Source organism: Microvirga sp. P4_A5, assembly GCF_056402495.1.
The window spans coordinates 17,679-44,582 of the sequence record NZ_JBFUHH010000015.1; the positions used below are offsets into that span (position 1 = coordinate 17,679).

The 26,904-nt window shown below is 63.5% G+C and carries 21 protein-coding genes and 1 tRNA gene; 17 read left to right on the plus strand and 5 right to left on the minus strand.

The window, feature by feature from the left end:
* Window positions 1-101: 101 nt before the first annotated feature.
* Window positions 102-1,316, minus strand: coding sequence for a glutamine-hydrolyzing carbamoyl-phosphate synthase small subunit (gene carA, locus AC1DVM_RS06980; RefSeq protein ID WP_477253162.1), 1,215 nt, complete (start codon window positions 1,314-1,316; stop codon window positions 102-104).
* Between the two features lie 144 nt (window positions 1,317-1,460).
* On the opposite strand from carA, the gene AC1DVM_RS06985 reads away from it, so the two are divergent.
* The 3 genes from AC1DVM_RS06985 (at window position 1,461) to rpoD (ending at window position 6,052) form a co-directional block, all read left to right on the plus strand.
* Complete coding sequence (locus tag AC1DVM_RS06985) at window positions 1,461-1,916, plus strand: GatB/YqeY domain-containing protein (protein WP_477253164.1); 456 nt, start codon at window positions 1,461-1,463, stop codon at window positions 1,914-1,916.
* 66 nt (window positions 1,917-1,982) lie between these two features.
* A complete protein-coding gene (gene dnaG, locus AC1DVM_RS06990) occupies window positions 1,983-3,875 on the plus strand; it encodes a DNA primase (protein WP_477253165.1) in 1,893 nt (630 codons plus the stop codon).
* Between the two features lie 188 nt (window positions 3,876-4,063).
* On the plus strand, window positions 4,064-6,052 hold the full coding sequence (gene rpoD / locus AC1DVM_RS06995) for an RNA polymerase sigma factor RpoD (RefSeq protein ID WP_477253167.1): 1,989 nt from the start codon (window positions 4,064-4,066) through the stop codon (window positions 6,050-6,052).
* A gap of 61 nt (window positions 6,053-6,113) precedes the next feature.
* On the opposite strand, the gene AC1DVM_RS07000 is transcribed toward rpoD, so the two are convergent.
* Window positions 6,114-7,367 carry an MgtC/SapB family protein gene (locus tag AC1DVM_RS07000; protein ID WP_477253169.1) on the minus strand — a complete coding sequence of 418 codons (1,254 nt, stop codon included), beginning with the start codon at window positions 7,365-7,367 and terminating at the stop codon, window positions 6,114-6,116.
* Entirely contained in the window at window positions 7,364-8,248 is an 885-nt protein-coding gene (locus AC1DVM_RS07005; protein WP_477253171.1) for a hydrogen peroxide-inducible genes activator, read from the minus strand. Before AC1DVM_RS07005 ends, AC1DVM_RS07000 begins: the two co-directional genes overlap by 4 nt.
* Window positions 8,249-8,339: 91 nt before the next feature.
* Between AC1DVM_RS07005 and AC1DVM_RS07010 the strand changes: the two genes are divergently transcribed.
* Together AC1DVM_RS07010 and AC1DVM_RS07015 are read left to right on the plus strand one after the other, a co-directional pair.
* Window positions 8,340-9,806: a catalase gene (locus AC1DVM_RS07010; RefSeq protein WP_477253173.1), complete on the plus strand. Its 1,467-nt coding sequence runs from the start codon at window positions 8,340-8,342 to the stop codon at window positions 9,804-9,806.
* A gap of 212 nt (window positions 9,807-10,018) precedes the next feature.
* Window positions 10,019-11,239 (plus strand): MFS transporter, encoded by a 1,221-nt coding sequence (locus tag AC1DVM_RS07015; protein ID WP_477253175.1) that lies wholly within the window; start codon window positions 10,019-10,021, stop codon window positions 11,237-11,239.
* A gap of 18 nt (window positions 11,240-11,257) precedes the next feature.
* Here the strand turns inward: AC1DVM_RS07015 and AC1DVM_RS07020 are convergent, their stop codons facing one another.
* Window positions 11,258-11,878, minus strand: coding sequence for a TIGR02466 family protein (locus tag AC1DVM_RS07020; RefSeq protein WP_477253177.1), 621 nt, complete (start codon window positions 11,876-11,878; stop codon window positions 11,258-11,260).
* A gap of 191 nt (window positions 11,879-12,069) precedes the next feature.
* Between AC1DVM_RS07020 and AC1DVM_RS07025 the strand changes: the two genes are divergently transcribed.
* Both AC1DVM_RS07025 and AC1DVM_RS07030 read left to right on the plus strand, forming a co-directional pair.
* Complete coding sequence (locus tag AC1DVM_RS07025; protein WP_477253178.1) at window positions 12,070-13,284, plus strand: adenylate/guanylate cyclase domain-containing protein; 1,215 nt, start codon at window positions 12,070-12,072, stop codon at window positions 13,282-13,284.
* A gap of 69 nt (window positions 13,285-13,353) precedes the next feature.
* Window positions 13,354-13,429, plus strand: a tRNA-Ile gene (locus tag AC1DVM_RS07030).
* A 26-nt stretch (window positions 13,430-13,455) separates the two neighbouring features.
* Here the strand turns inward: AC1DVM_RS07030 and AC1DVM_RS07035 are convergent.
* Window positions 13,456-14,418 (minus strand): LacI family DNA-binding transcriptional regulator, encoded by a 963-nt coding sequence (locus AC1DVM_RS07035; protein ID WP_477253213.1) that lies wholly within the window; start codon window positions 14,416-14,418, stop codon window positions 13,456-13,458.
* A gap of 335 nt (window positions 14,419-14,753) precedes the next feature.
* Between AC1DVM_RS07035 and AC1DVM_RS07040 the strand changes: the two genes are divergently transcribed.
* The 10 genes from AC1DVM_RS07040 (at window position 14,754) to AC1DVM_RS07085 (ending at window position 26,899) form a co-directional block, all read left to right on the plus strand.
* Window positions 14,754-16,034, plus strand: coding sequence for an ABC transporter substrate-binding protein (locus tag AC1DVM_RS07040; protein WP_477253180.1), 1,281 nt, complete (start codon window positions 14,754-14,756; stop codon window positions 16,032-16,034).
* A 60-nt stretch (window positions 16,035-16,094) separates the two neighbouring features.
* Window positions 16,095-17,132 carry a carbohydrate ABC transporter permease gene (locus AC1DVM_RS07045; protein WP_477253181.1) on the plus strand — a complete coding sequence of 346 codons (1,038 nt, stop codon included), beginning with the start codon at window positions 16,095-16,097 and terminating at the stop codon, window positions 17,130-17,132.
* Between the two features lie 7 nt (window positions 17,133-17,139).
* Entirely contained in the window at window positions 17,140-18,189 is a 1,050-nt protein-coding gene (locus AC1DVM_RS07050; protein ID WP_477253182.1) for a carbohydrate ABC transporter permease, read from the plus strand.
* Between the two features lie 14 nt (window positions 18,190-18,203).
* On the plus strand, window positions 18,204-19,280 hold the full coding sequence (locus AC1DVM_RS07055) for an ABC transporter ATP-binding protein (protein ID WP_477253184.1): 1,077 nt from the start codon (window positions 18,204-18,206) through the stop codon (window positions 19,278-19,280).
* A 22-nt stretch (window positions 19,281-19,302) separates the two neighbouring features.
* On the plus strand, window positions 19,303-21,681 hold the full coding sequence (locus AC1DVM_RS07060) for a glycoside hydrolase family 31 protein (RefSeq protein ID WP_477253186.1): 2,379 nt from the start codon (window positions 19,303-19,305) through the stop codon (window positions 21,679-21,681).
* A gap of 103 nt (window positions 21,682-21,784) precedes the next feature.
* On the plus strand, window positions 21,785-23,518 hold the full coding sequence (araD, locus tag AC1DVM_RS07065) for an L-arabinonate dehydratase (RefSeq protein ID WP_477253214.1): 1,734 nt from the start codon (window positions 21,785-21,787) through the stop codon (window positions 23,516-23,518).
* A 7-nt stretch (window positions 23,519-23,525) separates the two neighbouring features.
* A complete protein-coding gene (locus AC1DVM_RS07070) occupies window positions 23,526-24,332 on the plus strand; it encodes an HpcH/HpaI aldolase family protein (protein ID WP_477253188.1) in 807 nt (268 codons plus the stop codon).
* A 7-nt stretch (window positions 24,333-24,339) separates the two neighbouring features.
* Window positions 24,340-25,242, plus strand: a complete 903-nt coding sequence (locus tag AC1DVM_RS07075; RefSeq protein WP_477253190.1) for an aldose 1-epimerase — start codon at window positions 24,340-24,342, stop codon at window positions 25,240-25,242.
* Complete coding sequence (locus AC1DVM_RS07080) at window positions 25,239-26,120, plus strand: SMP-30/gluconolactonase/LRE family protein (RefSeq protein ID WP_477253192.1); 882 nt, start codon at window positions 25,239-25,241, stop codon at window positions 26,118-26,120. Before AC1DVM_RS07075 ends, AC1DVM_RS07080 begins: the two co-directional genes overlap by 4 nt.
* A gap of 14 nt (window positions 26,121-26,134) precedes the next feature.
* The gene (locus AC1DVM_RS07085; RefSeq protein WP_477253194.1) at window positions 26,135-26,899 is read left to right on the plus strand and encodes an SDR family NAD(P)-dependent oxidoreductase; all 765 of its coding nucleotides are present in this window, start codon (window positions 26,135-26,137) and stop codon (window positions 26,897-26,899) included.
* The last annotated feature ends 5 nt before the right edge of the window (window positions 26,900-26,904 follow it).

Here is a 26,904-nt window from a genome sequence, read left to right on the forward strand (position 1 = left end):
CCCAGGACAGTCCGGATCGTCCCCTTTTATGGTTAACGACCGGTTACCGTGATTTGGGGTTCTGGCGCAATTGGCGCGTTGTCGCGCCTCGTTTGGGGAGGTCAGGCGTTTCGGCCGGCCTTGTCGTCTTCCATGAGCTTCACGAAGCGGCCGAACAGGTAATGACTGTCCTGCGGGCCAGGGGATGCTTCCGGGTGGTATTGCACCGAGAAGGCCGGGCGGTCGGTTAGCGCGATGCCGCAATTGGACCCGTCGAACAGCGACGTATGGGTCTCGACGGCGTTCGGCGGCAGGGTGGCGGAATCGACCGCGAAGCCATGGTTCATGGACGTGATCTCGACCTTGCCGGTCGTCTTGTCCTTCACCGGGTGGTTCGCGCCGTGATGGCCCTGATGCATCTTCATGGTCTTGGCGCCGACCGCGAGGCTCAGCATCTGATGCCCGAGGCAGATGCCGAAGGTGGGGATCTTCTTCTCCAGGACCTTGCGGATCACCGGGACGGCATATTCGCCAGTCGCCGCCGGGTCGCCGGGGCCGTTCGAGAGAAAGACGCCGTCGGGCTTCAGCGCAAGGATGTCCTCCGCCGAGGCCGTCGCGGGAACCACGGTCACGTCGCAGCCAGCCTCCGTCAGCAGGCGCAGGATGTTGCGCTTGACCCCGTAATCGATGGCGACCACGTGGTGTTTCAACTCGCCGGGCGCGCGATAGCCCTCGCCGAGCTTCCAGGTGCCCTCATGCCAGTCGAACCGCTGGGCGCTGGTGACCAGCGGGACCAGGTCGAGACCGTCCATGGAAACGGCCTTGACCGCACGGGCTTTCAGCGCCTCGATATCGAACCTGCCCTCGGGATCGTGAGCGATGATGGCGTTCGGCATTCCCTTGTCGCGGATCAAGGCGGTGAGCGCGCGGGTATCGATCCCGGTCAGGCCGATGATGCCCCGGGCCTTCAGYCAGGCATCGAGGTCCCGGGAGGCGCGCCAGCTCGACGGCTCGGTGACGGCGGCGCCCAGGATGGTGCCCCGCACGCCGGACGAAGCGGCAGCGTTGATGCTTTCGGTGTCTTCCTCGTTGGTGCCCACGTTGCCGATATGGGGGAAGGTGAAGGTGATGATCTGGCCCGCATAGGACGGATCGGTCAGGATTTCCTGATACCCCGTCATGGCGGTGTTGAAGCAGACTTCGCCGGTCGCCTCGCCGGTGGCCCCGATCCCGAACCCTTCGAGAACGGTTCCGTCCTGCAGCACGAGGAGGGCGGTTGCGCGCGGCTCCGACCAGCCATCCGAGGAGGTCCCGGCGGCGTGTTTATCTTGCAGCATCGTCATGATCTCTTTAAGTCCCAGGCCAACGGGCCGCGCTTGAGCAGGCCACGATAGGCCGCCTTTGAACTATCGCTGTGACTTAAGGTGCCGCTCGCGCCACGTCAACGCTCGAAGGCCATACGACACAAGAGGAGAAGCGCCATGCGCGAACGTTTCACGACGGAAATGAAAGAGGCCATGAAGGCCGGCGACAAGCGCAAGCTCGGCACCGTGCGGCTGATCCAGTCGGCACTGAAAGACAAGGATATCGAGGCGCGCGGGCTAGGCAAGGGGCCGATCTCCGAGGAAGAGATCCTGGGCCTGCTCCAGAAGATGATCAAGCAGCGCCAGGAATCCATCACCATGTACGAGCAGGGCAACCGTCCCGAGCTCGCTCAAGCGGAAAAGGAAGAAGCCGACGTGATCGCCTCCTTCCTCCCCAAGCAGATGGACGAGGCCGAGACGAAAGCCGCCATCGCGGCTGCGATCACCGAGACCGGCGCCGCCTCCATGAAGGACATGGGCAAGGTCGTGGGCCTGCTCCGCGGCAAGTATGCCGGCCGGATGGATTTCGGGAAGGCGAGCGGGCTGGTGAAGGAGCTGCTGCCGAAGGGGTGAGGTCCGAGTTTCTGCGACTCGATCTTCGCGCTACACTTTTTTCTGCCGCCCGGAGGTCCAGTCTCGTTGCGCTACCCGCCCCAGATCCTCGAGGAAATACGCGCCCGCCTGCCGGCATCGGCGGTGGTGGGGAAGCGTGTGCGCCTGAAGAAGGCCGGGCGGGAATGGCGGGGGCTGTCGCCCTTCAACGCCGAGAAGACGCCGTCCTTCTACGTCAACGACCAGAAGCAGTTCTACCATTGCTTCTCGTCGGGCAAGCACGGCGACATCTTCTCGTTCGTGATGGAAACGGAGGGGCTGTCCTTTCCCGAGGCGGTCGAGCGGCTGGCGGCGGAGGCCGGTGTCGCGCTGCCGAAGATGACGCGGGAGGACCAGGAGCAGGAAGTCCGGCGCAACAGCCTCTACGATGTGATGGACCTCGCGACGGAGTTCTTCGAGGCGTCGCTGAAGGRCCGGTTCGGGCTGAAGGCGAGGGATTATCTCGCCGGACGGGGATTGAGCCCCGAGACACAAGGGCGATTCCGCATCGGTTATGCGCCCCCGGACCGTTATTCCCTGCGCGACCATCTGGCGTCCAAGGGTGTTTCCACCGCGATGATGGAGGAGGCGGGCCTGCTGGTGACGGCGGAGGACGTGAAGGTCCCCTACGATCGCTTCCGCGACCGCATCATGTTCCCGATCTCCGACGTCCGCGGCCGGATCGTGGCCTTCGGGGGCCGGGCGATGAGCGCCGATGCGCCGGCGAAATATCTGAACTCGCCCGACACGCCGCTCTTCAACAAGGGCCGCCTGCTCTACAATTATCATCAGGCGCGAAAACCCGCCCATGACCGCGGAACGGTCATCGCCGTCGAAGGCTATGTGGACGTGATCTCCTTGAGCGTCGCGGGTTTCCCCAACGCCGTGGCGCCGCTGGGGACGGCCTTGACCGAGGACCAGCTTGCCCTGCTGTTTCGCCTGAGCGACGAGCCCACCTTATGCTTCGACGGCGACAAGGCAGGCCGACGGGCGGCATTCCGGGCCGTCGACACCGCCTTGCCCAATCTGGTGGCGGGAAAGTCCCTGCGCTTCGCGCTCCTGCCGGAAGGGCAGGACCCCGATGATCTGGCCCGCGAGGGTGGCGCGGCGGCAGTCGAGCGGGTCTTGGCGAGCGCGCGGCCGCTGGTCGACATCCTCTGGGCGCGGGAGATCGAAGTCGGTCCGCTGGACACGCCCGAACGCAGGGCAGGGCTTGAACGGCGCCTGCGCGAATCACTTGCACTGATTCGCGACGAGACCCTGCGGCGGTACTATCGGGAAGACATCGAGAGCCGGATTTCTGGGCTGAATCCCGATTCCCGCCAGAATCGTTTCCAACGGCAGCCCGGAAACCCCCGATGGGATCGGCGGGGGCCGCAACCGACGACTCCCAATGCCCGCCTGAGCGTGTCCCCGCTGCTGGCGCAAAGCACCCTGTTCATGGGCGGGACCGCCGAGAGCCCCCGCGAAGCGGTCATCCTGTGCGTGTTCCTGGCCCACCCGGAATTGCTGCAGAATCATGCCGAAACCCTTGCGGAGATTGAACTTGAGGGAAAAGCCGCGCAGGCGTTTCGGCGCTTTCTTTTGGACGGGGCGGCGAGCGGCGAACCGGTTGATTCGAGCGTCATGCAGCACCGGCTCGAACGCGCCGGCCTGACCCAGGCGGCCGAGAAGCTGACGGCCCAGGTGCGCCCCGGCGACCGCTGGATGCTGGATATCCATGCGGATTCCTTGCGGCTTGAGGACGCATTGCGGCAGGCCATCACCTTGCATCGCCGCGCACGCACGTTACATAGCGAGCTTCGGGCTGCTGAACGCGCGCTCGCCGAAGAGGACAACGAGGCCAATCTCGCCTGGCTGCGAGAGGTCCAAAATCAACTGTCCTCGGTTGAGGGTGCTGAGGCCGACTCGGACAACGGCGTTGTCCACCGCGATCACTGACGACCCGGGGTCGGCGGCGCGGGAGGTCGGTGCGATGCGGGTCGAGCGGGTTGTTTAACGGTTAGTCAAGCGACTCACTGTTTAGGTTTTGAATGGATTTCGGGTGGTGAGGCCTTGGCGCTTCGCCGCCCATTCGCGCATCACGGTTTCAATCAGGGAGCCGCTGGAGCGCCGGAGTTGGGCAAAGCATGGCGACGAAGGCAACCGAACGGGACGAAGGCGAGACAGCGGCTCCGGAGCAACAGAGCGACGGGCCTCTTCTGGACCTGAGCGATGCCGCCGTAAAACGGATGATCAAGCTCGCGAAAAAGCGCGGGTACGTGACCTATGACGAGCTGAACGAGGTCCTGCCTTCCGAGGAATTCTCCTCCGAGCAGATCGAGGACGTGCTCGGCCAGCTGTCCGAAATGGGCATCAACGTGGTCGAATCCGAAGAGGCGGAAGAGGGCGAGAAGCCCGAGGCCGAAGAGGAGGAAGCCGAAGGCGGCGACCTCGTCGAGACCTCGCAGGCGCGCGCCGTCGTGGTACGCGAGACCACCACCAAGGAGCCGACCGACCGCACCGATGACCCGGTGCGGATGTATTTGCGCGAAATGGGCTCGGTCGAGCTTCTGTCCCGCGAGGGCGAAATCGCCATCGCCAAGCGCATCGAGGCCGGCCGCGAGGCCATGATCGCCGGGCTCTGCGAGAGCCCGCTGACCTTCCAGGCCATCATCATCTGGCGCGACGAGCTGGTCGAGGGCCGGGTTCTCCTGCGCGACATCATCGATCTCGAGGCCACCTATGCGGGTCCCGAAGGCAAGGGCGCCCCCCGGATCGACGGGGACGCCGAGGAAGAGAAGGCTGAAGGTGAGACCGCCGAGGGCGAGACCCCGCCGGAGGATCTCGACGACGACGACCTGGAAAACAACGTCTCGCTCTCCGCCATGGAAAGCGAGCTCAAGCCGCGCGTTCTCGAGACCTTCGATTCGATCGCCGACAACTACAAGAAGCTGCGCCGCCTGCAGGTCGAGCATGTGGAACAGCGCATGCAGAACAAGCAGCTCACCCCGGCCCAGGAGCGCAAGTACAAGACCCTGAAGAGCGATATCGTCACGAGCGTCAAGTCGCTCTCGCTCAACAACAACCGCATCGAAGCCCTGGTCGAGCAGCTCTACGACATCAACAAGCGCCTCATTTCCCATGAGGGCCGCCTGATGCGCTTCGCCGAAAGCCACGGCGTTGCCCGCGACGAGTTCCTCAAGCATTGGCAGGGCTGGGAGCTCGATCCCAAATGGGTCCTGCGCGTGTCGAAGCTCGGCGGGCGCGGCTGGAAGGATTTCGTCGCCAAGGGCAAGGACCAGATCCACGACCTGCGCGAGCAGATCCACAATCTGGCCTCCGAGACCGGTCTCGAGATCCAGGAATTCCGCCGCATCGTGCTGATGGTCCAGAAGGGCGAGCGCGAAGCCCGGCAGGCCAAGAAGGAAATGATCGAGGCCAATCTTCGCCTCGTAATCTCGATCGCCAAGAAATACACCAATCGCGGCCTGCAATTCCTGGACCTGATCCAGGAAGGCAATATCGGCCTCATGAAAGCGGTCGATAAGTTCGAATACCGGCGCGGCTACAAGTTCTCGACCTACGCCACCTGGTGGATCCGCCAGGCGATCACCCGCTCGATTGCCGATCAGGCCCGCACCATCCGCATTCCGGTGCATATGATCGAGACGATCAACAAGATCGTCCGCACGTCGCGGCAGATGCTCCACGAGATCGGCCGCGAGCCGACCCCGGAGGAGCTTTCCGAGAAGCTCGCCATGCCGCTCGAAAAGGTCCGCAAGGTCCTCAAGATCGCCAAGGAGCCGATCTCGCTCGAAACGCCGATCGGCGACGAGGAGGATTCGCACCTCGGCGATTTCATTGAGGACAAGATGGCGATCCTGCCCATCGACGCCGCCATCCAGTCGAACCTGCGCGAAACCACCACCCGCGTGCTCGCCTCGCTGACGCCCCGCGAGGAGCGCGTCCTGCGCATGCGCTTCGGCATCGGGATGAACACCGACCACACCCTCGAAGAGGTCGGCCAGCAATTCTCGGTCACCCGCGAGCGCATTCGTCAGATCGAGGCCAAGGCCCTGCGCAAGCTCAAGCATCCGTCGCGGAGCCGGAAGCTTCGAAGCTTCCTCGACAACTAGGTTTCAAAGGCGGGCTTCGGTCCGCCTTTTCTTTGCCGGTCGGTGAGCAGCGGCAGGTTCTCTACCCGAATGCCATGAACGCAGCGGTCCCTGCGCAGATGGCCACAGCACTCGCGGCTGAGACGATCCATCCCGTCCGACGGGTTCCGAGCCCCAGCGACATTCCGGCCTTGACGGCAGTGTTGACCGCGACCGCGATGGCAATGCTTTCGGTGGCGGTGACGACCGAGATGCTCTCGCGCGACAGCCGGGCGAGGGACAGGGTGATGGCATCCACATCCGCGATGCCCGAGACGGCCGCCAGAAGGGTGAGGGCGCTCTCGCCCACTCCTGCGATGAGCCATTTGGCCAGGAGGCTGATGAGGGCGATCAGGCCCGCGAGTTTCAGGGCCGTTCCGAGATCGAAGGGCGTCTTCATCTGGAGTTTAGGATGGGTCTCGTCGCCGCGCCCGTTCGTGAACAGCAGCACGGCCGCCACAGCCAGGAGAACGAATGCCCCGATGCCGAGCGGCCAGAGTAGCGGCATCAGCAAAGCCACGTTGAGGGTGCTGGCGATGACGAGCACGCGCACGATCATCACCGAACCGGAGAGCAGGATGCCGCCCGCCACAAGCGGACTCGCAGCCGGCTGTTCACGAGCCAGCCGCGCTAGCGTCAGGGTCGTGGCGGTCGAGGAGGCAAGCCCGCCCGTCAGCGCCACGAGGGCGATGCCCGCATGGCTGTCCATGATCCGCATGGCCACATAGCCCACGAACGAGATCCCGGCGATGATGATGGCGAGGAGCCAGATCTCGGCCGGGTTGATGGCGCCCCAGGGATCGACGGTACGGTCGGGCAGCAACGGCAGCGCGAGAAACGTCATGGCGAGCAGCGTCAGTGCCGCGCGAATCTCGATCCAGGTGAGCGTCCGAAGCCAGCTGTGCAGCGGTTGCTTGAGCGCGAGCATCAGCGTCACCGCCACACCGCCGGCAACCGCGACCTGCACCTCTCCGAGCACCGCGTAGGCCCCGAGGGCAAAGGTCAGCATGGCGGCGACCACGCCGGTCACGCTGAAATTGCGCTCGGCGCGCGCCTCCAGCCACGCGAATGCAATGAATCCGAGTGAGAAGGCGAAAAACGAAAACCCCAGAAACACGGGGCCCGCATAGGAAGCCAGTGCCGCCGAAACGCCTCCCAGCAAAGCCGCCAGCGTGTAGGTGCGAAAGCCCGCGGTCCGCTCGCCCTCCGCCTCTTCGCGCTGCCGCCAGCCGCGCTCGAGCCCGATCAGCAATCCGATGGCGAGGGCGACGCTCAGGCGGTAGAGGATCTCGCTCATGCGCGGACCTCCCGCAGCAGCCCCGCCAGGGCTTCAGCGTCAGCGCGCCTCGTGGAGGAACGCCGCCATGCGAGGCCGATGGTCCGCACCGGCTCAGGCGCCGCGAATCGCACGAGCTGAACCCGGTCGGTTGCTTCGACTTCCGCGGCCATTTCGGGAAGAAGCGTGATGCCGTAGCCATTGGCCACGAGATGCATCACGGTGGAGAGGCTCGACGACGCAAAGGCCTGCGACAGGGCGGGCGTCAGGGAGCCGCAAACGCTGAGCGCCTGATCGCGCAGGCAATGCCCTTCCTCCAGCAAGAGCAACTGTTCGCCCGCGATTCCGGTCGGATCTACGCGGTCGCTCGCGGAACGATCCTGGCGGGCCTGCCGGGCGATGAGAAACCGGTCCTCGAACGCCTCGACGGCATCGAAATCCGGCCTCCCGAGGGGGAGGGCGGCGAGGATCATGTCGAGATCGTCCCGGGCGAGTTCCTCGACGAGCGCGGAGGTCTGCGTCTCGCGGATCCTCAGTTCGAGACCGGGATGGCGGCGGTGCAGTTCCGGCAGCACGCGGGGCAGCAGGTAGGGTGCGATCGACGGGATGATCCCCAGTCGCAGAAGCCCGGTGAGGACGGGTTGCTCGCGGCCGGCATAATTCTCGAGATCGGCGACGGCCGTCAGGATGGCGGTGGCCTTCCGGGCGATCTCGGTGCCTGCCGCGGTGAGGGAAACGGAGCCCMGGCGGCGCTCCACGAGCTGCACGTCGAGGCTCTCCTCGAGGTCCTGAATCTGCATCGAGAGGGCGGGCTGGGTGACGTGGCACAATTGTGCCGCCCGGCCGAAATGCCGCGTTTCGGAAATCGCCGCGAGGTAACGCAGCTGCCGCAGAGTGATCATGGCGATAAGATATTCTGATCGTGATCGTCAGACAATCGAATTGGACTAATTCAACTCGAGCGACGATGGTGCGGCCAACGAGGAGAATCCAATGTCCAAGCCCACCATGACTACGACCGCCGGCGCGCCCGTTCCGGACAATCAGAATTCGGTGTCCGCCGGGCCGCGCGGCCCGCTGCTGCTGCAGGATTATCAACTGATCGAAAAGCTCGCCCACCAGAACCGCGAGCGCATCCCCGAGCGTGTCGTCCACGCCAAGGGCTCGGGCGCCTATGGGGCGTTCACGGTCACGCAGGACATCAGCCGGTTTTCGAAAGCCCGGATCTTCTCCGAAATCGGCAAGAAGACCGAGGTTTTCATGCGTTTTTCGACCGTGGCAGGCGAGCGCGGCGCGGCGGATGCGGAGCGTGACGTGCGGGGCTTCTCGGTGAAGTTCTATACGGAAGAAGGCAACTGGGATGTGGTCGGCAACAACACGCCGGTCTTCTTCGTCCGCGATCCCGTGAAATTCCCGGATTTCATCCGCACCCAGAAGCGCCACCCATCGACCAACATGCGCAGCACCACGGCGATGTGGGATTTCTGGAGCCTGTCGCCCGAGAGCCTGCATCAGGTCACGATCCTGTTCTCGGATCGCGGGTTGCCGCAGGGCTATCGCTCCATGCATGGCTTTGGCTCCCACACCTACTCGTTCATCAACGAGGCGGGCGAGCGCCATTGGGTGAAGTTCCATTTCAAGTCGCTCCAGGGCATCGAGAACTGGACCAACCGGCAGGCCGAGGCGGTGATCGCCACCGATCGCGAGAGCGCCCAGCGGGACCTCTACGAGGCGATCGAGGGCGGCGATTTCCCCCGTTGGCGCGTCTGCGTGCAGATCATGCCGGAGGCCGATGCCGAGAAGACGTCCTATAATCCCTTCGACATCACGAAGGTCTGGCCGCATGCGGAATATCCGTTGCACGAAGTCGGCATTCTCGAACTGAACCGCAACGCGCAGCATTATTTCGCGGAAGTCGAGCAATCCTCGTTCTCGCCGTCCAACATCGTGCCGGGGATCGGATTCTCGCCGGACAAGATGCTGCAGGGCCGGATATTCGCTTACGCGGATGCCCACCGCTATCGCGTGGGCACTCATTACGAAGCGCTGCCCGTCAACCGGCCGCGCTGCCCCGTGGCGCATTACCATGCGGATGGCGCCATGCTGCACGAAATCCCCAACCGGCGCGATGCGTATTACGAGCCGAATTCGTTCAACGGCCCGATCGAAAACGACCGCTTCGCCGAGCCGCCGCTGAAGATTTCGGGCGATGCGGACCGTTACGATCACCGTGTCGGCAACGACGATTACAGCCAGCCCGGCGCGCTGTTCCGGCTGATGAACGCGGACCAGAAGCAGCAGCTGTTCGACAACATCGCCGAAGCGATGCAGGGCGTGCCGCTTGAGATCGTCAAGCGGCAGATCACGCATTTCTACCGGGCGGACAAGGCTTATGGCCTGGGTGTCGCCGAGACCCTCGGTCTGTCGCCCGCCGATCTACTCGCTGAGGCAGCCGAGTAAGGTTCTTTCATCGGCCAGTCCCGCCGTCCCGTCTCGGGCGGCGGGCGGTCGGGCGTTCGTTTGCCAGGAGGCGTGGAGCGGGGGAGAACGCCTCGGCAACCCAGCATTGCGTTATCGGGGGGGAGATATGCGGCGGCGTTGCCGTTATAGAGATTCTCCAGGAAACGCCGCCAAACCTATCCGGGACGCAAGTCCCCGGAAAAAGAACGCCAATGGATACCAAATCGCCCATCGCACGCGCGGCACCCGCGCCGACGCCGATCGACAAAGTGGCGTTCCCCATTCTGGCGGCGATCAGTTTTTCGCATCTCCTCAACGACCTGATCCAATCTCTCCTGCCGGCGATCTACCCGCTGCTCAAGCAAGCCTATCGGCTGGATTTCGGCCAGATCGGCATCATCACGCTCACCTTCCAGTGCACCGCATCACTGCTCCAGCCGCTCGTAGGCTATTTCACCGACAAACAGCCGCGGCCCTTTTCGCTGGTGATCGGCATGGGCTTCACGCTCGTAGGATTGCTGACGCTGTCGCAGGCCTCGTCCTATGGGGTGCTTCTGCTGGCCGCCGGTCTCGTGGGCATGGGGTCGTCGGTCTTCCATCCGGAATCCTCCCGCGTCGCCCGCATGGCGTCGGGCGGGCGGCACGGCTTCGCCCAGTCGTTCTTCCAGGTCGGCGGCAATGCGGGCACGGCCATCGGGCCGTTGCTGGCGGCTTTCATCGTGGTGCCTTTCGGCCAGTCCAGCATCGCGTGGTTCTCGGTCGTGGCCCTGCTGGCGATGGTGGTGCTCTACCGGGTCGGACTCTGGTATCGGGCCCGGCTCGTGGTGCTGCGCTCGCGACCCCGCCCGGCGGAGATCCGATCCGTCCACACGCGACGCACGATCATGGTGTCGATCGCCATCCTGATGCTGCTCACCTTCTCCAAGAACTTCTACACCGCCAGCATCACGAGCTATTTCACGTTCTATCTCATCGACCGTTTCCAGCTCTCGGTGCAGGACGCCCAGTTCCACCTCTTCGTCTTCCTGTTCTCGGTGGCGGCGGGGACGCTTCTCGGCGGGCCCGTGGGCGACCGGTTCGGGCGAAAATACGTCATCTGGTTCTCGATCCTCGGCGTCTTGCCGTTCACGCTGATGCTGCCTTACGCCAACCTCTTCTGGACCGGCGTGCTGAGCGTGATCATCGGCCTGATCCTCGCCTCGGCCTTCTCGGCGATCCTCGTCTACGCGACCGAACTGGTGCCGGGTCGGGTCGGCGTCATCGCCGGGCTGTTCTTCGGCCTGTCCTTCGGCATGGGCGGCCTTGGCGCCGCGGTCCTGGGTCAGCTCGCCGACGTCACGAGCATCGGCTTCGTGTACAAGATCTGCTCGTTCCTGCCGGCGATCGGCCTTCTCACGTTCTTCCTGCCGCACGAACGCCCGCGCGGGCACTAAAGACGCGAGGCTCGTTCTTCAGCGCCAGGCGTAGTTGAAGCTGATGCTGATCCGCTCGCTCTCGGCCTCGTTGACCGGCACTTCATGGCGCAGCCAGCTTTCCCAGAGCAGCACCGTGCCGGATGTCGGCGCCACATAGGCGAATTGCCGATTCTCCGGCCGGGCCTTGGCCTTGCGCGGAGGCGCCGCCATCATGAAACCGAGGCGCGGATCCTCGAATTTCAGGGCGCTCGCCCCGTCGGGAATCGTCACATAATAGGTGCCGCTCACCACCGAGTGCGGATGGATGTGGGACGTATGGACGCCGCCCGGCGGCAGGATGTTGATCCACAGGCTGTCGAGGACGAGCTTTCGGCCCTTCAAGTCGAATTCCAGCTCCTTGGAGAAGGCCGCCACATGGGTGTTCAGGAGCTTGAGAAGCTGACCGAAGGCCGGCACGCGCCAGGGGAGGTCGTTCAGCGACGCATAGGAGGTGTAGCCCGGATAGCCGTTCTTCTCGCACCAGCGCTGCCCCGCCTCGTCATCCTCGGCGATCGAGAGGCTGGCGGCCTCGAGTTCGGCGTTGAGGTCCGCCTGCTTCGCGTCGTTCAATTCGGCGCGGTAGATCTTGGTGACGAAGAGGGTCTCGAGCGTCGACATGGTTCGTCCTGGATTCGGGCTCAACGGCCGGGCGTGACGACGGCCTGCCGGCCTGTCGAGGAAGCTGCCGCTCTAGACCCCGCAATCGGGGCTGTCAAAACGAAAGCTGTGCCGGCGCGCAAACTCACTTATGCTCGAAGCGCAATCCTACCGCGCTTGCAGGTCCACGCCGTGAAACCCACCTTGGCCTTATGACGCTTTCCCCCGCCCCCCTCGAAGACCCGATCGACATCGCCCGAAGCCTCGGCCCCGAGACCCTGTCTCAGACCATCGCGCTGCGAGACTGGCTGGTGACGCGCGCGGTACAGATCCACGATCAGAACGAGCTATTGACGGGATTCATCGAGCGTCTGCGGGCAATGGGCATCCCGATCGATCGCGCGGCATCCGCCATCGAGGCGCTTCACTCGGAATATGCAGGCATCGGCCGCTTCTGGACGCACGAGGAGGGGACGGTGGTGCGCTACTTACCCCATGGCGACCAGCGCGGGCAGATCTACACGTCGAGCCCCTTCGCGCATGTGAACCGCACCGGCGAGTGGCTGCTCCTCGACCTCTTGGAGACGCCCGACGACATGTTCCCGATTCTCGTGGAACTGAAGGCCAGCGGCCAGCGGCACTATCTCGTGATCCCGATGCAATTCAGCAGCGGAGCAAAGAACGCCATTTCGTTCGCGACGCGCCGGCCCGAAGGGTTCGATGAGCGGGCGCTGAAGGTGTTGCGGATGGTCATCCCTTCCTTCACCCTGGTCTTCGAGCTTCGCGCCACCAGCAGCAGGCTCGACGAGGTGCTGCGCATCTATGTGGGCGAGGAACCGCACAAGGCCATCCTGTCGGGCGCGATCCTGAGAGGCCAGGTGACGCGTATCCGCTCCGCGATCCTGTTCGCGGACATGCGCGACTACACGCGGATATCATCGACCCTCAGCCCCGAACACGCCGTCGAGCTCCTGAACAACTATTTCGATTGTTTGGTGCCGCCGATCGAAGACGAAGGGGGCGAGGTGCTGAAATATCTCGGGGATGGGCTTCTGGCGATCTTCCGGGACCGGGGCGACGATACGGGCGGGGCGCCGCAAAGCGCGTTGTCGGCTGCCGCGAACGGCATCCGCCGCGTGCACGCCGCGAACAACGAGGGGCGTTTTCCAGTGCCGATCAATGTCGGCATCGCGCTGCATCATGGCGATGCGGCCTACGGCAATGTCGGGTCGGGCCGAAGACTGGATTTCACCGTGATCGGCCGGGACGTCAACATCGCGAGCCGGATCGCCGATCTCAACAAGACGCTCGGCCAACCGCTGCTGATGTCGAAATCCTTCGTCGAGCACCTCTGGGGAAACCCGGTCCCGCTCGGTCCACAGCACCTCGACGGCATCGACGAGAAGATCGAGGTCTTCCGCCCCTGACGGGTTTATCGCCGACACCGTTGCGGAGCGACCCCATTTGCCGCTACAAGCCAGCACCCTTGGGTAAAAGGGCCTGTAGCTCAATGGTTAGAGCCGGCCGCTCATAACGGTCTGGTTCCCGGTTCGAGTCCGGGCGGGCCCACCACTTGCTTGCTGTGACTCGCCCAACAATTAGCGGACGATCAGCTCATGCGGCAGAAGCTGGTCGGTGGGTTCTTTGCCCGACCACAGGGCTCGCAATTGATCCAGGACCCTTTCGCCGAAATCGGCATACGGAATGCGGACCGAGGTCAGCCACGGGGCGAGCCAGGCATTCAGCGCATTGTCGTCGACACCCACGATCCTGCATTGCCGAGGGACATCGATGCCTTCTTCCGACGCAAGGCGGTGGGCTCCATACGCCATCAGGTCGCTCGGACAGAACAGGCCGCGAGGCCACGATTGTCCTTGGACGAGCGTTTTCGCCGCCGCGTACCCAACCTCGAGATGAGACAGCCCCGGCGCCTCCGCCTGCCGGATCGCGTCGTGGCGCAGGCCAAGCTCCTGAAGGCGCGTGATGAAGCCCTGTACTCGATCCCGCGACGCCGATGATCCTTGCGTCGGATGGATGACGGCAAGGTCGCTGATTCCGCGCGCCCACAGGTGATCGGCGGCATCCGCCCCGGCGCGCCGGTTGTCGATCCCCACAAAGGATCCCCCGCCGTGGGGGTTTCGGCGACCGACAAAGACGACAGGATCGCCACGGGCGACAGCGGCGGACAGCCCTTCGCTCGGCACAGCGTTGACGAGAACATAGCCCTGCACGACCTGCGAGCGCATGGCACTCAGATATTCATCCTGGAGCTCTGCCCGGTCGTGGGTGTCGCACAGGATCATCACATAGCCGGCCGAGCGCAGGGCTGCCTCAACGGAAGCGGCAACGGCCGCCATGGCCGGGTTGTCGAGGTTGGGCGACAGCATGGCCACGATACGGCTTTCCCGCCGGCGCAGGGTGCGGCCCACATGGTTCGGGCGGTAGCCCAGCGCCGCCACGATCTTCTGGACCCGCTCGACCGTCTCGGCGGAGGCCCGGCCCGTTTGCCCGTTTACAATTCGGGAGACGGTAGAAATCGACACCTCCGCCTTGGCCGCCACTGTTGCCAACGAGACCGGCTCTTGTCGGGGAGGTCGCTTGCTGTTCATGGCACCTTGTTCACCACTTTGGCCTGCCCTGTCGAGACTCGGGATGCGTCTGTCAGGAACGCTGACTTTAACAGCGCTGGACAGCTCGGCAAACGTTTGCCAAACTATCGCCGCATCCACTCGTCGCTGACGGCCGGCCGTGTTGGTCCTCAGCGGAATGCCCGATGAAAGGAGAGGCGAGCCCGATCAGGCACCAGAGCCGGTCTTCGATAAGGTCTGACGCCCCGGTGGCGCCACAGATTCAAGCAAATCTCAAAATCTGAACAAGAGAACAAACGGAGGAAACGATGAAGGGCACAAAGATGCTCCTTGGCGGCGCCCTACTCGCGGCGAGCCTGGTGGTCGGCCAAGCGCAGGCGGAAACGACCTTGCGGATGACCTGGTATTCGGACGGCAATGAAGGCGAGGTCATGTCCGACCTGCTGCGACGCTTCGAGGCGCAGAACAAGGACATCAAGATCGTTCTCGATCAGGTGCCGTTCAAAGCCATCAACGAGAACCTGCCGGTTCAACTGGCAGCAGGACAAGGTCCCGACCTCGCTCGCGTCGCGGATCTCGGTGGCGTGGCCCGCTACATGCTCGATCTGCGGCCTCACCTGAAGGATCCCGCCTATTTCGAAACGAATTTCGGACCCTTCCTCGAATGGATGCGGTTGCCGGGCGACAAGAGCTCCATTCCGGGGTTCATGACCCAGCTCACGCTGACCGGCCCGTTCGTGAACAAGACTTTGTTCGAACAGGCCAAGGTTGCGATGCCTGGGCCTAAATCGACCTGGGAGGATTGGGCGAAGGCCTCGAAGGACGTCGCCACCAAGGTGCAGGCTCCGTTCCCGCTCGCCATCGACCGCTCCGGCCACCGTTTCTTCAGCCTGGCGATTTCGTATGGCGCGAAAGTCTTCGACGAGAAGGGCGAGCCCGCCGTCGTCGATGACGGCTTCAAGAAGGCCGCGCAGCTCGTCTATGACTGGCACAAGAACGGCGTGATGTCGAAAGAGCTCTGGGGCTCGGTTGCGGGCACCGCTTATCGCGGCGCCAACGACGAGTTCAAGAATGCGCAGGTCGCGATGTATGAGTCGGGCTCCTGGCAGATCGGCCAGTTCGACAAGACCATCGGGAACGCCTTCGATTGGGAAACGGTCGCGGCCCCGTGCGGCCCGGCCAATTGCTCGCCGATGCCTGGCGGCGCCGCGCTCGTCGCCATCAAGACCACGCAGCATCCGCAGGAAGTTGCGCGCCTCATTGAATATCTCGCCAGCGAGAAGGTCGCTGCCGAGTTCTACGAGCGGTCGCTGTTCGTGCCGGGTCATCTCGGCCTCGCCAAGCAGGGTCTCGCCTACAAGGACGCGTCCCCCCAGGGCAAGGCGGCGCTCAAGGTGTTCAGCGAAGGTGTGTCGCAGCTCTCGCCCGTCGCCAACAAGCTGCAAGGCTACGTCCACAACCGCGTGATCTTCAATGCGGTGATCAGCCGTCTTGGACAGGCCATCGCCGGCGAGTCGTCGCTCGACGAGGCCTACAAGCGTATCACGGCGGATATCGAGCAGCAGATCGCCGAGCGCACCAAGAAGTAAAACCTGAAACCGTCCCGGGCGGATGTCGCCCGGGACATTTCAACCTTCGCCAGAGACACGATGACCCTCTCATCAAAGCCCTCTCCAGCGACGTCGTCCGACACGTTGAGCCGAAAGGCTGAGCCGCGCGGGACGAACTCTGTCCTGAGACTGGTCACGCGGATCCTCGACTGGCCCATGGCAGGGCTGCAACGGATGATCGGCGAAAGGCGGATGCCTTACGTCTTCCTGTTGCCCAACCTCCTTTTCTTCGGCCTGTTCGTCTTCGCGCCCATCGGCATCAACTTCGTCTATTCGGTGACAGGCGGGCCCGCGCTGTTTCCGTCCGAACGTCCCTATGTGGGCGCCGGCCAATACGCCTATCTGTTCGATTGCGGGTCCTATGTGGATCCGAGCTCGTGCCGCGAGGATCATTTCTGGCGCGGCGTCTTCAATACGCTCAGATTTTCCGTTTTCCAGGTCGCCGCAATGGTGGGGTTGTCGCTTTTGACAGCCGTCGTGCTCAACATGAAGATCCGGGGACGCGGCTTCTTCCGCGCCGTCTACTTCTTTCCGGTCCTTCTGTCGCCCGTGGTGGTCGCCCTGATCTGGAAATGGATCCTGCAGCGGGACGGCCTTCTGAATGCGGCCATCACCGCGCTTGGCGGCGACAGAATTCTCTTTCTCACCGAATCCGGGTGGGCGATGTTCTGGGTGATCTTCGTGTCGGTTTGGGCCCATATGGGGTTTTACACGCTGATCCTGCTGGCAGGCCTGCAGGCAATTCCGGCGGACATCTACGAGGCCGCCGAGATGGACGCGACGCCGCGATGGCGGGTGTTCTGGCGCCTGACCCTGCCGCTGCTCTGGCCCAATCTGATCGTGGTGATCGTGCTGGCGCTGATCCGCGCCGTGCAGACCTTCGACGAAGTCTTCGTACTGACCGGAGGAGGGCCGGGTACGTCGACCCTGATGGTGGTGCAGTACATCTACGAGACGGCGTTCTCGAACCAGGTACAGAATTTCGGCCTCGCTGCGGCGGCTTCCGTCGTGCTCGGCATCGTGCTGTTCGCGCTGACCCTGGCGCAGCTTGCCTTTACGCAGCGCAAGTCCTCGTGAGGCCGTCATGAACATACGCCGTCTCCTCACCGCTCGCCGCGAGGCCAAGAGCTGGCACTGGACCGATATCGCGGCCTACGCCTACCTGCTGATCGGTGTTCTTCTGATGTTCGGTCCCGTGCTCTGGCTGGTCATGTCGTCGTTCAAGACCCAGGCCGGTCTGCTGGAGTTTCCGCCGTCTCTTCTGCCGATGTCGCAGAAGGAAATTTCGGTTCCCGGCTACCCGCAGCCGTTGCCTCTCTTCACGGTGACCATGGAGGACGGGACGACGCGCGAGCTTGCGCAAGTCCGCCGCGTCGGCATCCAGGCGCAGATGGTCGATCCCGCAGACCCGAGCCAGCAATTCCGGGTGCCCATCGACAAGAGGAGTGCGGTGCGCGAGTTCTCGCTGGCGACGGAAAACTACACCGAGCCGCTGGCACGATTTGCCTTTCCGCAGTTTCTCGCGAACTCGGTTTTCGTGACGATCGTCGCGACATTGATCACGCTTCTGATCAACTCGATGGCGGCCTATGCGCTCTCCATCTATGAGTTCAAAGGCAAGAACGCCGCGATGCTGATGGTGGTCGGCACGCTGATGATACCGATCACCATCATCCTGGTGCCGGTCTATCTGGTGGTGACGAAGCTCGGGCTCGTCAATTCGCTCTGGGCCGTGATCCTGCCGGGGGCCGCGACGCCGACCGGCGTTTTTCTTTTGCGCCAATACATGCTGACGCTGCCGCGCGACCTCATCGAGGCGGCTCGCATGGACAAGGCATCGGAGTGGCAGATCTACTGGCGCATCGTGATGCCGCTCACGCTGCCCGCGCTCGCGGTCCTGACGATCTTCTCGATCATGTGGCGGTGGAACGAGTTCCTCTGGCCGCTGGCGGTCCTGACGAAAACGGAGGTCTACACGCTGCAGATCGGCCTCAACGCCTTTCAGGGCGAGCTGCAGACCCAATGGCAGTACCTTCTTGCGATGACCGTTATGACGCTCACTCCGGTCGCGATCGTCTTCGTGTTCCTGCAACGCTTCATCACAACCGGTATCGCCAATACCGGGATGAAATAGCCCACTGGTAACCCATGGCCGATCTGAAACTCATCGACATCAAGAAATCCTACGGCAACGTGACGATCATTCACGGCGTCGACTTGACGATCGCGGATGGCGAGTTCGTCGTGTTCGTCGGTCCGTCGGGCTGCGGGAAGTCGACGCTCCTGCGCATCATTGCCGGGCTCGAGGAAGTCAGCGGCGGCGAGATCAAGATTGACGACCAGAGCGTCACGAATGTTCCGGCCTCCGACCGTGGGCTTGCGATGGTGTTCCAGTCCTATGCGCTCTACCCGCATATGAGCGTCTACAAGAACATGGCGTTCGCGCTCGAGAATATGGGCCTCGGCAGGAGCGACGTCGATCAGCGGGTCCGTCGCGCCGCGCAGATGCTGCAGCTCACCGATTATCTGGACCGCAAGCCTAAGGCCCTCTCGGGCGGTCAGCGCCAGCGGGTCGCCATCGGCCGCGCCATCGTTCGCGATCCCAAGATCTTCCTGTTCGACGAGCCGCTATCGAACCTCGATGCCGAGTTGCGCGTCGCCACGCGCAAGGAGCTGGCCGCGCTCCATGCCGAGATCGGCGGCACCATGATCTATGTGACTCATGACCAGGTCGAGGCCATGACCCTGGCCGACCGCATCGTGGTGCTTCGCGCCGGTCGAATCGAGCAGGTGGGGACACCGCTCGACGTCTATAACAATCCGGCCAATCTCTTCGTGGCGGGTTTCATCGGCTCGCCGCGCATGAACCTTTTCCCGGCGCGTGTGACGGGGGCAGGGCAGGTCTCCGTCGGCAGCGAGGCGCGCCCCATTTCCATTCCTTCGACCGGCGATGTCGCTGCGGGGGCCGATGCGACGCTGGGCGCGCGACCGGAGCATATCGACGTCGTGGACGAGGCAGAGGCCGATCTCGTCATCACCCTCGACCTTGTCGAGCAGCTCGGTGGCGAAACCTATCTTTACGGATCGGCTCCCGGCCTTCCGCAGCTCACCGTGCGCCAGGACGGGCAGGCGGGATACAGCCGCAACCAGCGGCTCGGCCTGCGCCTCAAGCGGGAGGCGCTCCACCTTTTCGATGCGGACGGAAGCGCGATCCGCATCCGCTGATATTGCTGAGGAGATATTTCGAATGAAAGCGTTGACGGAGGGCCGATATCGCGGCCGCGATGGAATTTGGGCCGTGTTCGATCTCGGTGGCGACACGGAGCTGCGCGTCGGGATCCTTGAGCACGATATCGGACGGGTCGTCATGAAGCGCGCCGGGGGCTATCGCCTCGATCGTGGCTGGACCATCGCGCCGGGCGGGCTCGAACCCCCGTATGAAGGCAGGTTGCGCGACTCCACGGCCGGTTTCACGTGCCCTGACGCCGCGGTGGCGCAGCGCGACGATACCGTCGTGCTCGAAGCCCCCGGCTTGAAAGCCGTCGTCACATTGTCCCCCTTCGGAATTGCATGGCATCGCGCCGGGGAAGGCCGTCCGTTCCTGCAGGACCGGACGACCCAGGCCTATTTCCACTCCCGCAAGACGGGCGCCCTTCAGCACGTGATGGCGCGGGACGGGAAGGAGCGCCATTATGGCGTCGGCGACAAGGCAGGACCTCTCGATCATACCGGCCGCCGGTTCAAGATCGACGCTGTTGACCCTTGCGGATTCGACGCGGAGCTGAGCGACCCGCTCTACAAGATGATCCCGTTCGTCGTGGTCGACGGTCCGGCGGGAACTCATGGAATCTTCTACGACAACCTTGCAATCGGCGAGATGGATCTCGGCTGCACGCTCGATAATTATCACGGCCTGTTTCGCTCCTACAGCGCAGTGGACGGAGATCTGGATTTCTATGTCCTTGCAGGAAACGGCGTGCCCGACGTCGTCCGTCGCTTTTCGTGGTTGACGGGCGGCCAAGCCTTTGCGCCGAAATGGTCCCTCGGCTTCGGGACGACCTCGATGACGATCGCGGACGCACCGGATGCCGATGCGAGGATCACGGATTACATCGAGAAGTGCCGTCATCACCGCATCCCGTGCGACAGTTTTCACTTCGGTTCCGGCTACACGTCGATCGGCCCGCGCCGCTACGCGTTCAACTGGAATCGCGACAAGTTCCCCGATCCCGCCGGCACGATGGCGCGCCTGAAGAACGCGGGCATGCAGCCGGTCACCAATCTCAAGCCATGCCTTTTGGATGACCATCCTCGCCTCAAAGAGGCAATGGATCAGGGCATTCTCGTCGTCGACGGAGAGACCGGTCGGCCGGCCGTTGCGCAGTTTTGGGATGGTCTCGGCTTCCACATCGACTTCACGCATCCGAGCGGACGCGCCTGGTGGCGGGACGGCATTCAGACGGCGCTGCTCGATTACGGCGTTGCATCGGTCTGGAACGACAACAACGAATACGAAATCTGGGACGAGGACGCCTCGTGCAATGGCGACGGACGCGCCTTTCCGCAGGTGCTGGCGCGCCCCGCACAGCCGCTTCTCATGACGAAACTGTCATATGAGGCCCAGGCCGCGCATACGCCCGGAAAGCGCCCCTACGCCATTACGCGTGGCGGCGCGGCCGGCCTTTGGCGCTATGCCCAGACGTGGTCCGGCGACAACGAAACCGCGTGGAAGACGCTTCGCTTCAACCTGACCCAAGGACTCAACATGAGCCTGTCGGGCATGTTCAACATCGGGCACGACGTCGGTGGATTTCATGGGCCAAGCCCCAACCCCGAGCTGTTCTGCCGCTTCGTGGAATTCTGCTCGCTCTGGCCGCGCTTCGTCATGAATTCCTGGAAGGACGACGGCATCGTCAACCTTCCCTGGATGCACGAGAGCGTCATCCCGCAGGTTCGCGACGCCATTACACTCCGTTACCGGCTGATGCCTTACCTCTACACGCAAATGTGGCAGGCTTCGCGCCGCAACGAGCCGGTCGTGCGTCCGCTGTTCTACGATTTTCCGGGCGACCGCTTGGCCGTGGATGTGCAGGACAGCTTCATGCTCGGCCCTGATCTGCTTGTAGCGCCCATCCTCGAGGAGGGGGCCGCGGAACGGCAAGTCTACCTGCCGGAGCACCCGGGCGGCTGGTTCGACTTTCACGATGGACGCCACTTCGACGGTGCGCAGACGATCACGGTCAAGACACCCCTCGGCCGTCTGCCTGTCTTCGCCCGTTGCGGCGCGATGATCCCTGTAACGCGGCAGGTCGACCGGATCGATCCCCATCTCGACACGCAGCGCGAGATGATCGTCTTCGGGATTCCCCAGGATGCCTCTGAGGCGTATCTTTATGAGGATGACGGCGACACGACGGATTGGCAGGGCGACAGCCGGCTGGAGCTTCGCTTTCAACTTCGTCGGGGGAATAACGGGCCGGAGTTGTCTGTCGATGCCAGCGGCTCATACCGTCCCGCTTTCGACACGGTCGCGGTGCGTGCCGTGTCCGTCGATGGCCAGATCCGGATCGAAGCGCCCGCGGGCGTCGTCAAGATCGAGCAGGGTGCCCCGGCGTTCCCAGTCTAAAAGCGTCTCATTGGCGCTTGAGAAAAAAGGGTTGATCGATGAGACAGGCATGGCGCCGGTCGGCCACGTTGCTCTGGCGGCAACCACGGGTGAGGATCTTGCAATGACACGTCGAGCACTTGCCGAGCTCCGCAGCCAGCGCTGGTTCGCATCGCAGGATATGCGCGGCTTCGCGCACCGCCAGCGCACACAGCAGATGGGCATGCGGCGCGAGGAGTTTCTCAACAAACCGGTGGTCGCCATCCTCAATACCTGGAGCGACATGAGTCCCTGCCACGCGCATCTGCGCGATCGCGCCGAGGCCGTGAAGCGCGGCGTTTGGCAGGTCGGCGGCTATCCCGTCGAGTTGCCGGCCCTGTCGGTCGGAGAGGTGATGGTGAAGCCCACCACCATGCTTTATCGCAACTTCCTCGCCATGGAAGCCGAGGAGATCCTGCGCTCGCATCCTGTCGATGGCGCCGTGCTCCTTGGCGGCTGCGACAAGTCCACGCCCGGTCTCCTGATGGGGGCGATCAGCATGGATATTCCGGTGATCTTCTGTCCCGCCGGCCCCATGTCCAACGGCCAGTGGCGGGGACAAAAAACCGGCGCCGGAACGCATACAAAAAAGTACTGGGACGAGCTGCGCGCCGGCAACATCTCACCGCAGGATTGGGTCGATCTCGAAAGCCGGATGACGCGCTCCATCGGCACCTGCAATACCATGGGCACGGCCTCCACGATGACGTCCATCGTCGACGCCATGGGCTTGACCCTCCCGGGCGCGTCCTCCATCCCGGCCGCCGACAGCGGTCATCCGCGCATGGCGTCCGCCTGCGGCGCCCGCATCGTCGAGATGATCTGGGAGGACCTCAAGCCCTCGCGTCTTCTCGATGCGCGCAGCTTCCGGAACGGCCTTGTCGCCTACATGGCGCTGGGCGGCTCGACGAATGCCGCCGTGCACCTCATCGCCATGGCGCGCCGGGCAGGCGTCGACCTCAATCTCGACGACATGTCGGAGATGGCCGCCAAGGTTCCCGTTTGCGCGAACCTTTTTCCCTCCGGCGAATATCTGATGGAGGATTTCTACTTTGCCGGCGGGTTGTTGGCTCTCCTGAAAAAGCTGGAGGCGTATCTCGACAGTGACGCGTTGACGGTCAATGGCAAGACGCTCGGTGACAATCTCGCGGGCGCGGATTGCTGGAACGACGACGTCATCCGGTACCCGTCGAACCCGGTCGTGCCTCTGTCACGCGGCAAAACGCTTGCAGTCTTGCGGGGCAATCTCGCGCCCAATGGCGCCGTCATGAAATCATCCGCCGCGAACCCGAAATTCCTCAAACACGTCGGCGCGGCCATCGTGTTCGACAATCCCGCGGAGATGAACGCTGCGATCGACGATCCCGATCTCGAGGTGACCGAGGACAGCGTGCTTGTTTTGCGCAATGCGGGGCCGGTCGGCGCTCCGGGCATGCCGGAATGGGGCAATCTGCCGATCCCCAAGAAGCTCCTGGTGCAAGGCATACGCGACATGGTCCGCATCTGCGACGGCCGCATGAGCGGGACCCATTACGGAACCTGCATTCTCCACGTTTCCCCGGAGGCGGCGATTGGCGGTCCGTTGGGCCTGCTGAGGACCGGCGACCTAATTGAGCTCGATGTTGAAGCGGGTCGCCTCGACATGCGGGTGGATGAAACCGAACTTGAACGCCGGAGGGCCGCGTGGAAGCCGACTGCGCCGATGTACGGACGTTCCTTTGCGGCGTTGTACCAGCGTCATGTCTCGCAGGCCGACGAAGGCTGCGACTTCGATTTCCTGAGCACGCCCGGCCCGGTCGCCGAGCCAGCCATCTTTTGAGGATTCCATGATCGACATCGAGAACCGCTTCAAACGCTGGCTGGGAGGCGAGGGGCCGCGTCCGCCGCTCGGCACCTGGTTGATGGCCGCGGCACCCGCGACAGCAGAGGCCATGGGCTACACCGGCTTCGACTTTCTCGTCGTGGACATGGAGCACGTGCCCATCGAGGTATCGGATCTCACCCACATCCTGCGTGCCATAGGCTGCACGCCGGCCGACGCGGTCGTGCGCCTCGCGTGGAACGATCAGGTCCTCATCAAGCGCGTTCTGGATGCCGGCGCCCAGACCATCATGGTGCCGTTCGTGCAGACGGCCGAGGAGGCGCGCCAGGCCGTGTCGTTTGCCAAATACCCGCCGGAAGGTGTGCGGGGAGTAGCGGCGGTTCATCGCGGCTCCCGATTCGGGCGGGTCGGAGATTATCTGAAGCGGGCGAATGGCGAGGTTGCCGTCATCGTCCAGCTTGAAACGCCCGACGCCATTGCGCGGCTGCCGGAAATCGCCGCGGTGCCGGGGGTGGACGCGCTCTTCGTCGGTCCGGGGGACTTGTCCGCCGCCATGGGACATATCGGGAATATCGCTCATCCCGACGTTCAAGCCCTGATCGAAAGCGCCGCCAAGGCATCGCGCGCCGCCGGAAAGCCCGTGGGCATCGTCGGGCCGAATCCCGATATGGTTCGCCGTTTCATCGATTACGGCTATGACTTCGCCGCCATCGCATCCGATATCGCCATGATGACCGGCCGCGCTTCCGATTGGCTGGGCGCCTTGCGTGACCAGCCTGCCGAGGCCGCGGCGCCTGCCGCTGCCTATTGAGGTCGAGATGGAACTGCCCTCGATCGTCACCCTCAGGAGCGGAGCACTCAAAGTCGACGTGGCTCCGTCCATCGGCGGCGCGATCGCGGGTTTCTGGCGCGGCGGGATTGCACTGATGCGCGAGACGCCTGAAGACGCGCTTCGCAACGGGCTTGTCCGCCAGACCAGCAGCTATCCTCTCATTCCCTATTCGAACCGGATCGCGCACGGCCGATTCTCGTTCCAGGGCGTCGAGCACAGGCTGGCGCTGAATTTCGGCGATCATCCGCACTCCATCCACGGGAATGCGTGGCAGAAGCCCTGGCAGGTCGCCGAAGCGAGCGAGACGCATTGCCGGCTGTCGTTCCTTCATCGGCCAGTCGGTGACGACGCGAGGGGATGGCCGTTCGCATACCGCGCCGAGCAAAGCTTCGCGCTGTCACCCGAGGGTCTCGCCATCACGCTCCTCGTTGAAAATCTGGACGAAGACGCGATGCCGGCCGGTTTGGGTCTGCACCCGTTCTTTGCCAGGCGACCCGGTGTTCGGCTGAAATTCTCAGCCGCGAATGTTTACCGTACCGGACAGGATTCGCTTCCCGGGGAATGCGTCCCCGTGCCGGCCGAATGGGATTACGGTGTGATTCGCGACCTGGGGGAACCCGGTCTCGACAATTGCTTCGAGGGCTGGGACGGGGACGCCGAGATCCTGTTCGACCAGGACAAGATCATGCTTCGGCTTGAAGCCGATCCGGTCTTCGGCCACCTCGTCGTGTATGTGCCGACGGGGCGCGATTTTTTCGCCGTCGAACCGGTCACTCATCTGAACGATGCCATCAATCGTCCCGATCTGCTCGGTCACGGGTTGCATGTGCTTCAACCCCGCGAGCAATTGAGCGGCACCGTCAGGTTCGTCGTGGAGTCGACCCGATGACGTTCACAGTCGCCCTCGATCTTCGCGCCGAACTGGGCGAGTGCCCAATATGGTCGGCGCAGGAGCAAGCTCTCTACTTCGTGGATATCAAGGGCAGGGCGATTCATCGTTTCGAGCCGCGTGCCGAGAAACATGCTGCAATTCCGATGCCCGAGGACATCGGCTGCATCGGTTTCAGAAAAGGCGGAGGCTTCATCGCCGGTTTTCGCTCCGGTCTGTGGCTTCTCGATCAACGGGGCGCACGGGCGCGGATGCTCGCCGACAATCCCGAGGATCAGACCCAGAGCCGTTTCAACGACGGACGCGTCGATCCCGGGGGGCGTTTTCTCGCAGGAACGATCGACGAGCCGAAACAAGGCGGCAGAGCGCATCTCTATCGATATGACGCTCGCGGTTTGAGCGTGCTGGCGGACGGGCTTCTGACGTCGAACGGAGTCGCGTTTTCGCCGGACGGACGCACCCTCTATCATGCCGATACGCCGACCTTCACGATCTGGCGTTATGCCTACGATCCCGCGACCGGCGAGGCGAAGAACCGCGCCTTGTTTGCACGGCTTTCGCCGACGGAAAGCGATCGCGGTCGTCCCGACGGCGCGGCGGTGGATGCGCAAGGATGCTACTGGACGGCGCTTTTCGAAGGTGGCCGGATACAGCGCTATGCGCCCGACGGAAATCTTCTCGCAGAGATTTCCGTCCCGGYCCGCTGCCCGACGATGGTTGCCTTCGGCGGGCACGATCTCAGGACGCTCTATGTGACGTCGGCAAGAACGAGCCGTCCTGCCGACGAACTCGCAGCCCTGCCACATTCGGGCAGTCTCTTTTCAATGCGGGTCGAGGTGCCCGGCCTGCCCGAATTTCATTTCGATCCCGCCGTCTAACGACTGAGGTTCCGATGCCGTTCGACTATCAGACAGTTCTGTATCGTTCTCTGGAGAAACGCTCCGTGGTCATCACTGGCGGCGCGTCGGGTATCGGCGAGGAGATGGTCAAGGCTTTCGTCGCCCAAGGGTCGCGCGTTTCGTTCATCGACATCGATACGGCAAGAGGCGAGGGTTTGGCCTCGGCCACTGGAGCTTCGTTCCACGAATGCGATGTGACGGATATCGAGGGCTTACGACAGATTCTCGCTCGCATCGAGCAGGAGAACGATGGCATCGATATTCTCGTGAACAACGCGGGCAAGGACGACCGCCACGACATCGGTGGGATCGAGCCGGATTACTGGCGTCGCGCTCTGGCGCTCAATCTCGACCACCAGTTCTTTGCCACGCAGGCTGTCTCGAAAGGGATGGCAGGTGCGGGGCACGGCTCCATCATCATGCTGGGCTCCATTTCCTGGATGCGAGGGCGCCCCGGCATGGTGGGATACACAACCGCGAAGGCAGCCATCAACGGCATGACACGCACACTCGCCCGCGAACTCGGTCCGTCGGGCATTCGCGTCAACTGCATCTTGCCCGGCGCCATTCTCACCGAGCGACAGGAAAAGCTCTGGCTCACGCCCGAGCTCAATCAACAATTCATCGACCTTCAGGCCCTGAAGTTCCGCCTCGATGCGAGCCATGTGGCGAAGGTTGCGCTCTTCCTCGGATCGGATGAAAGCGCCGGCTGCACGGGTGCTAATTTCATCGTCGATGCCGGCCTCACGCAGAACTGAGCAAC

Bases quoted from the DNA above. Each gene is read 5' to 3' on its own strand.
- AC1DVM_RS07060 (WP_477253186.1), top strand. From the start codon at position 19,303: ATGAAAGCGTTGACGGAGGGCCGATATCGCGGCCGCGATGGAATTTGG.
- AC1DVM_RS07025 (WP_477253178.1), top strand. From the start codon at position 12,070: ATGACGCTTTCCCCCGCCCCCCTCGAAGACCCGATCGACATCGCCCGA.
- AC1DVM_RS07010 (WP_477253173.1), top strand. From the start codon at position 8,340: ATGTCCAAGCCCACCATGACTACGACCGCCGGCGCGCCCGTTCCGGAC.
- AC1DVM_RS07015 (WP_477253175.1), top strand. From the start codon at position 10,019: ATGGATACCAAATCGCCCATCGCACGCGCGGCACCCGCGCCGACGCCG.
- AC1DVM_RS07055 (WP_477253184.1), top strand. From the start codon at position 18,204: ATGGCCGATCTGAAACTCATCGACATCAAGAAATCCTACGGCAACGTG.
- AC1DVM_RS07070 (WP_477253188.1), top strand. From the start codon at position 23,526: ATGATCGACATCGAGAACCGCTTCAAACGCTGGCTGGGAGGCGAGGGG.
- AC1DVM_RS07040 (WP_477253180.1), top strand. From the start codon at position 14,754: ATGAAGGGCACAAAGATGCTCCTTGGCGGCGCCCTACTCGCGGCGAGC.
- AC1DVM_RS06985 (WP_477253164.1), top strand. From the start codon at position 1,461: ATGCGCGAACGTTTCACGACGGAAATGAAAGAGGCCATGAAGGCCGGC.
- AC1DVM_RS07045 (WP_477253181.1), top strand. From the start codon at position 16,095: ATGACCCTCTCATCAAAGCCCTCTCCAGCGACGTCGTCCGACACGTTG.
- AC1DVM_RS07050 (WP_477253182.1), top strand. From the start codon at position 17,140: ATGAACATACGCCGTCTCCTCACCGCTCGCCGCGAGGCCAAGAGCTGG.
- AC1DVM_RS07075 (WP_477253190.1), top strand. From the start codon at position 24,340: ATGGAACTGCCCTCGATCGTCACCCTCAGGAGCGGAGCACTCAAAGTC.
- AC1DVM_RS07000 (WP_477253169.1), bottom strand. From the start codon at position 7,367: ATGAGCGAGATCCTCTACCGCCTGAGCGTCGCCCTCGCCATCGGATTG.
- rpoD (WP_477253167.1), top strand. From the start codon at position 4,064: ATGGCGACGAAGGCAACCGAACGGGACGAAGGCGAGACAGCGGCTCCG.
- araD (WP_477253214.1), top strand. From the start codon at position 21,785: ATGACACGTCGAGCACTTGCCGAGCTCCGCAGCCAGCGCTGGTTCGCA.
- AC1DVM_RS07085 (WP_477253194.1), top strand. From the start codon at position 26,135: ATGCCGTTCGACTATCAGACAGTTCTGTATCGTTCTCTGGAGAAACGC.
- AC1DVM_RS07020 (WP_477253177.1), bottom strand. From the start codon at position 11,878: ATGTCGACGCTCGAGACCCTCTTCGTCACCAAGATCTACCGCGCCGAA.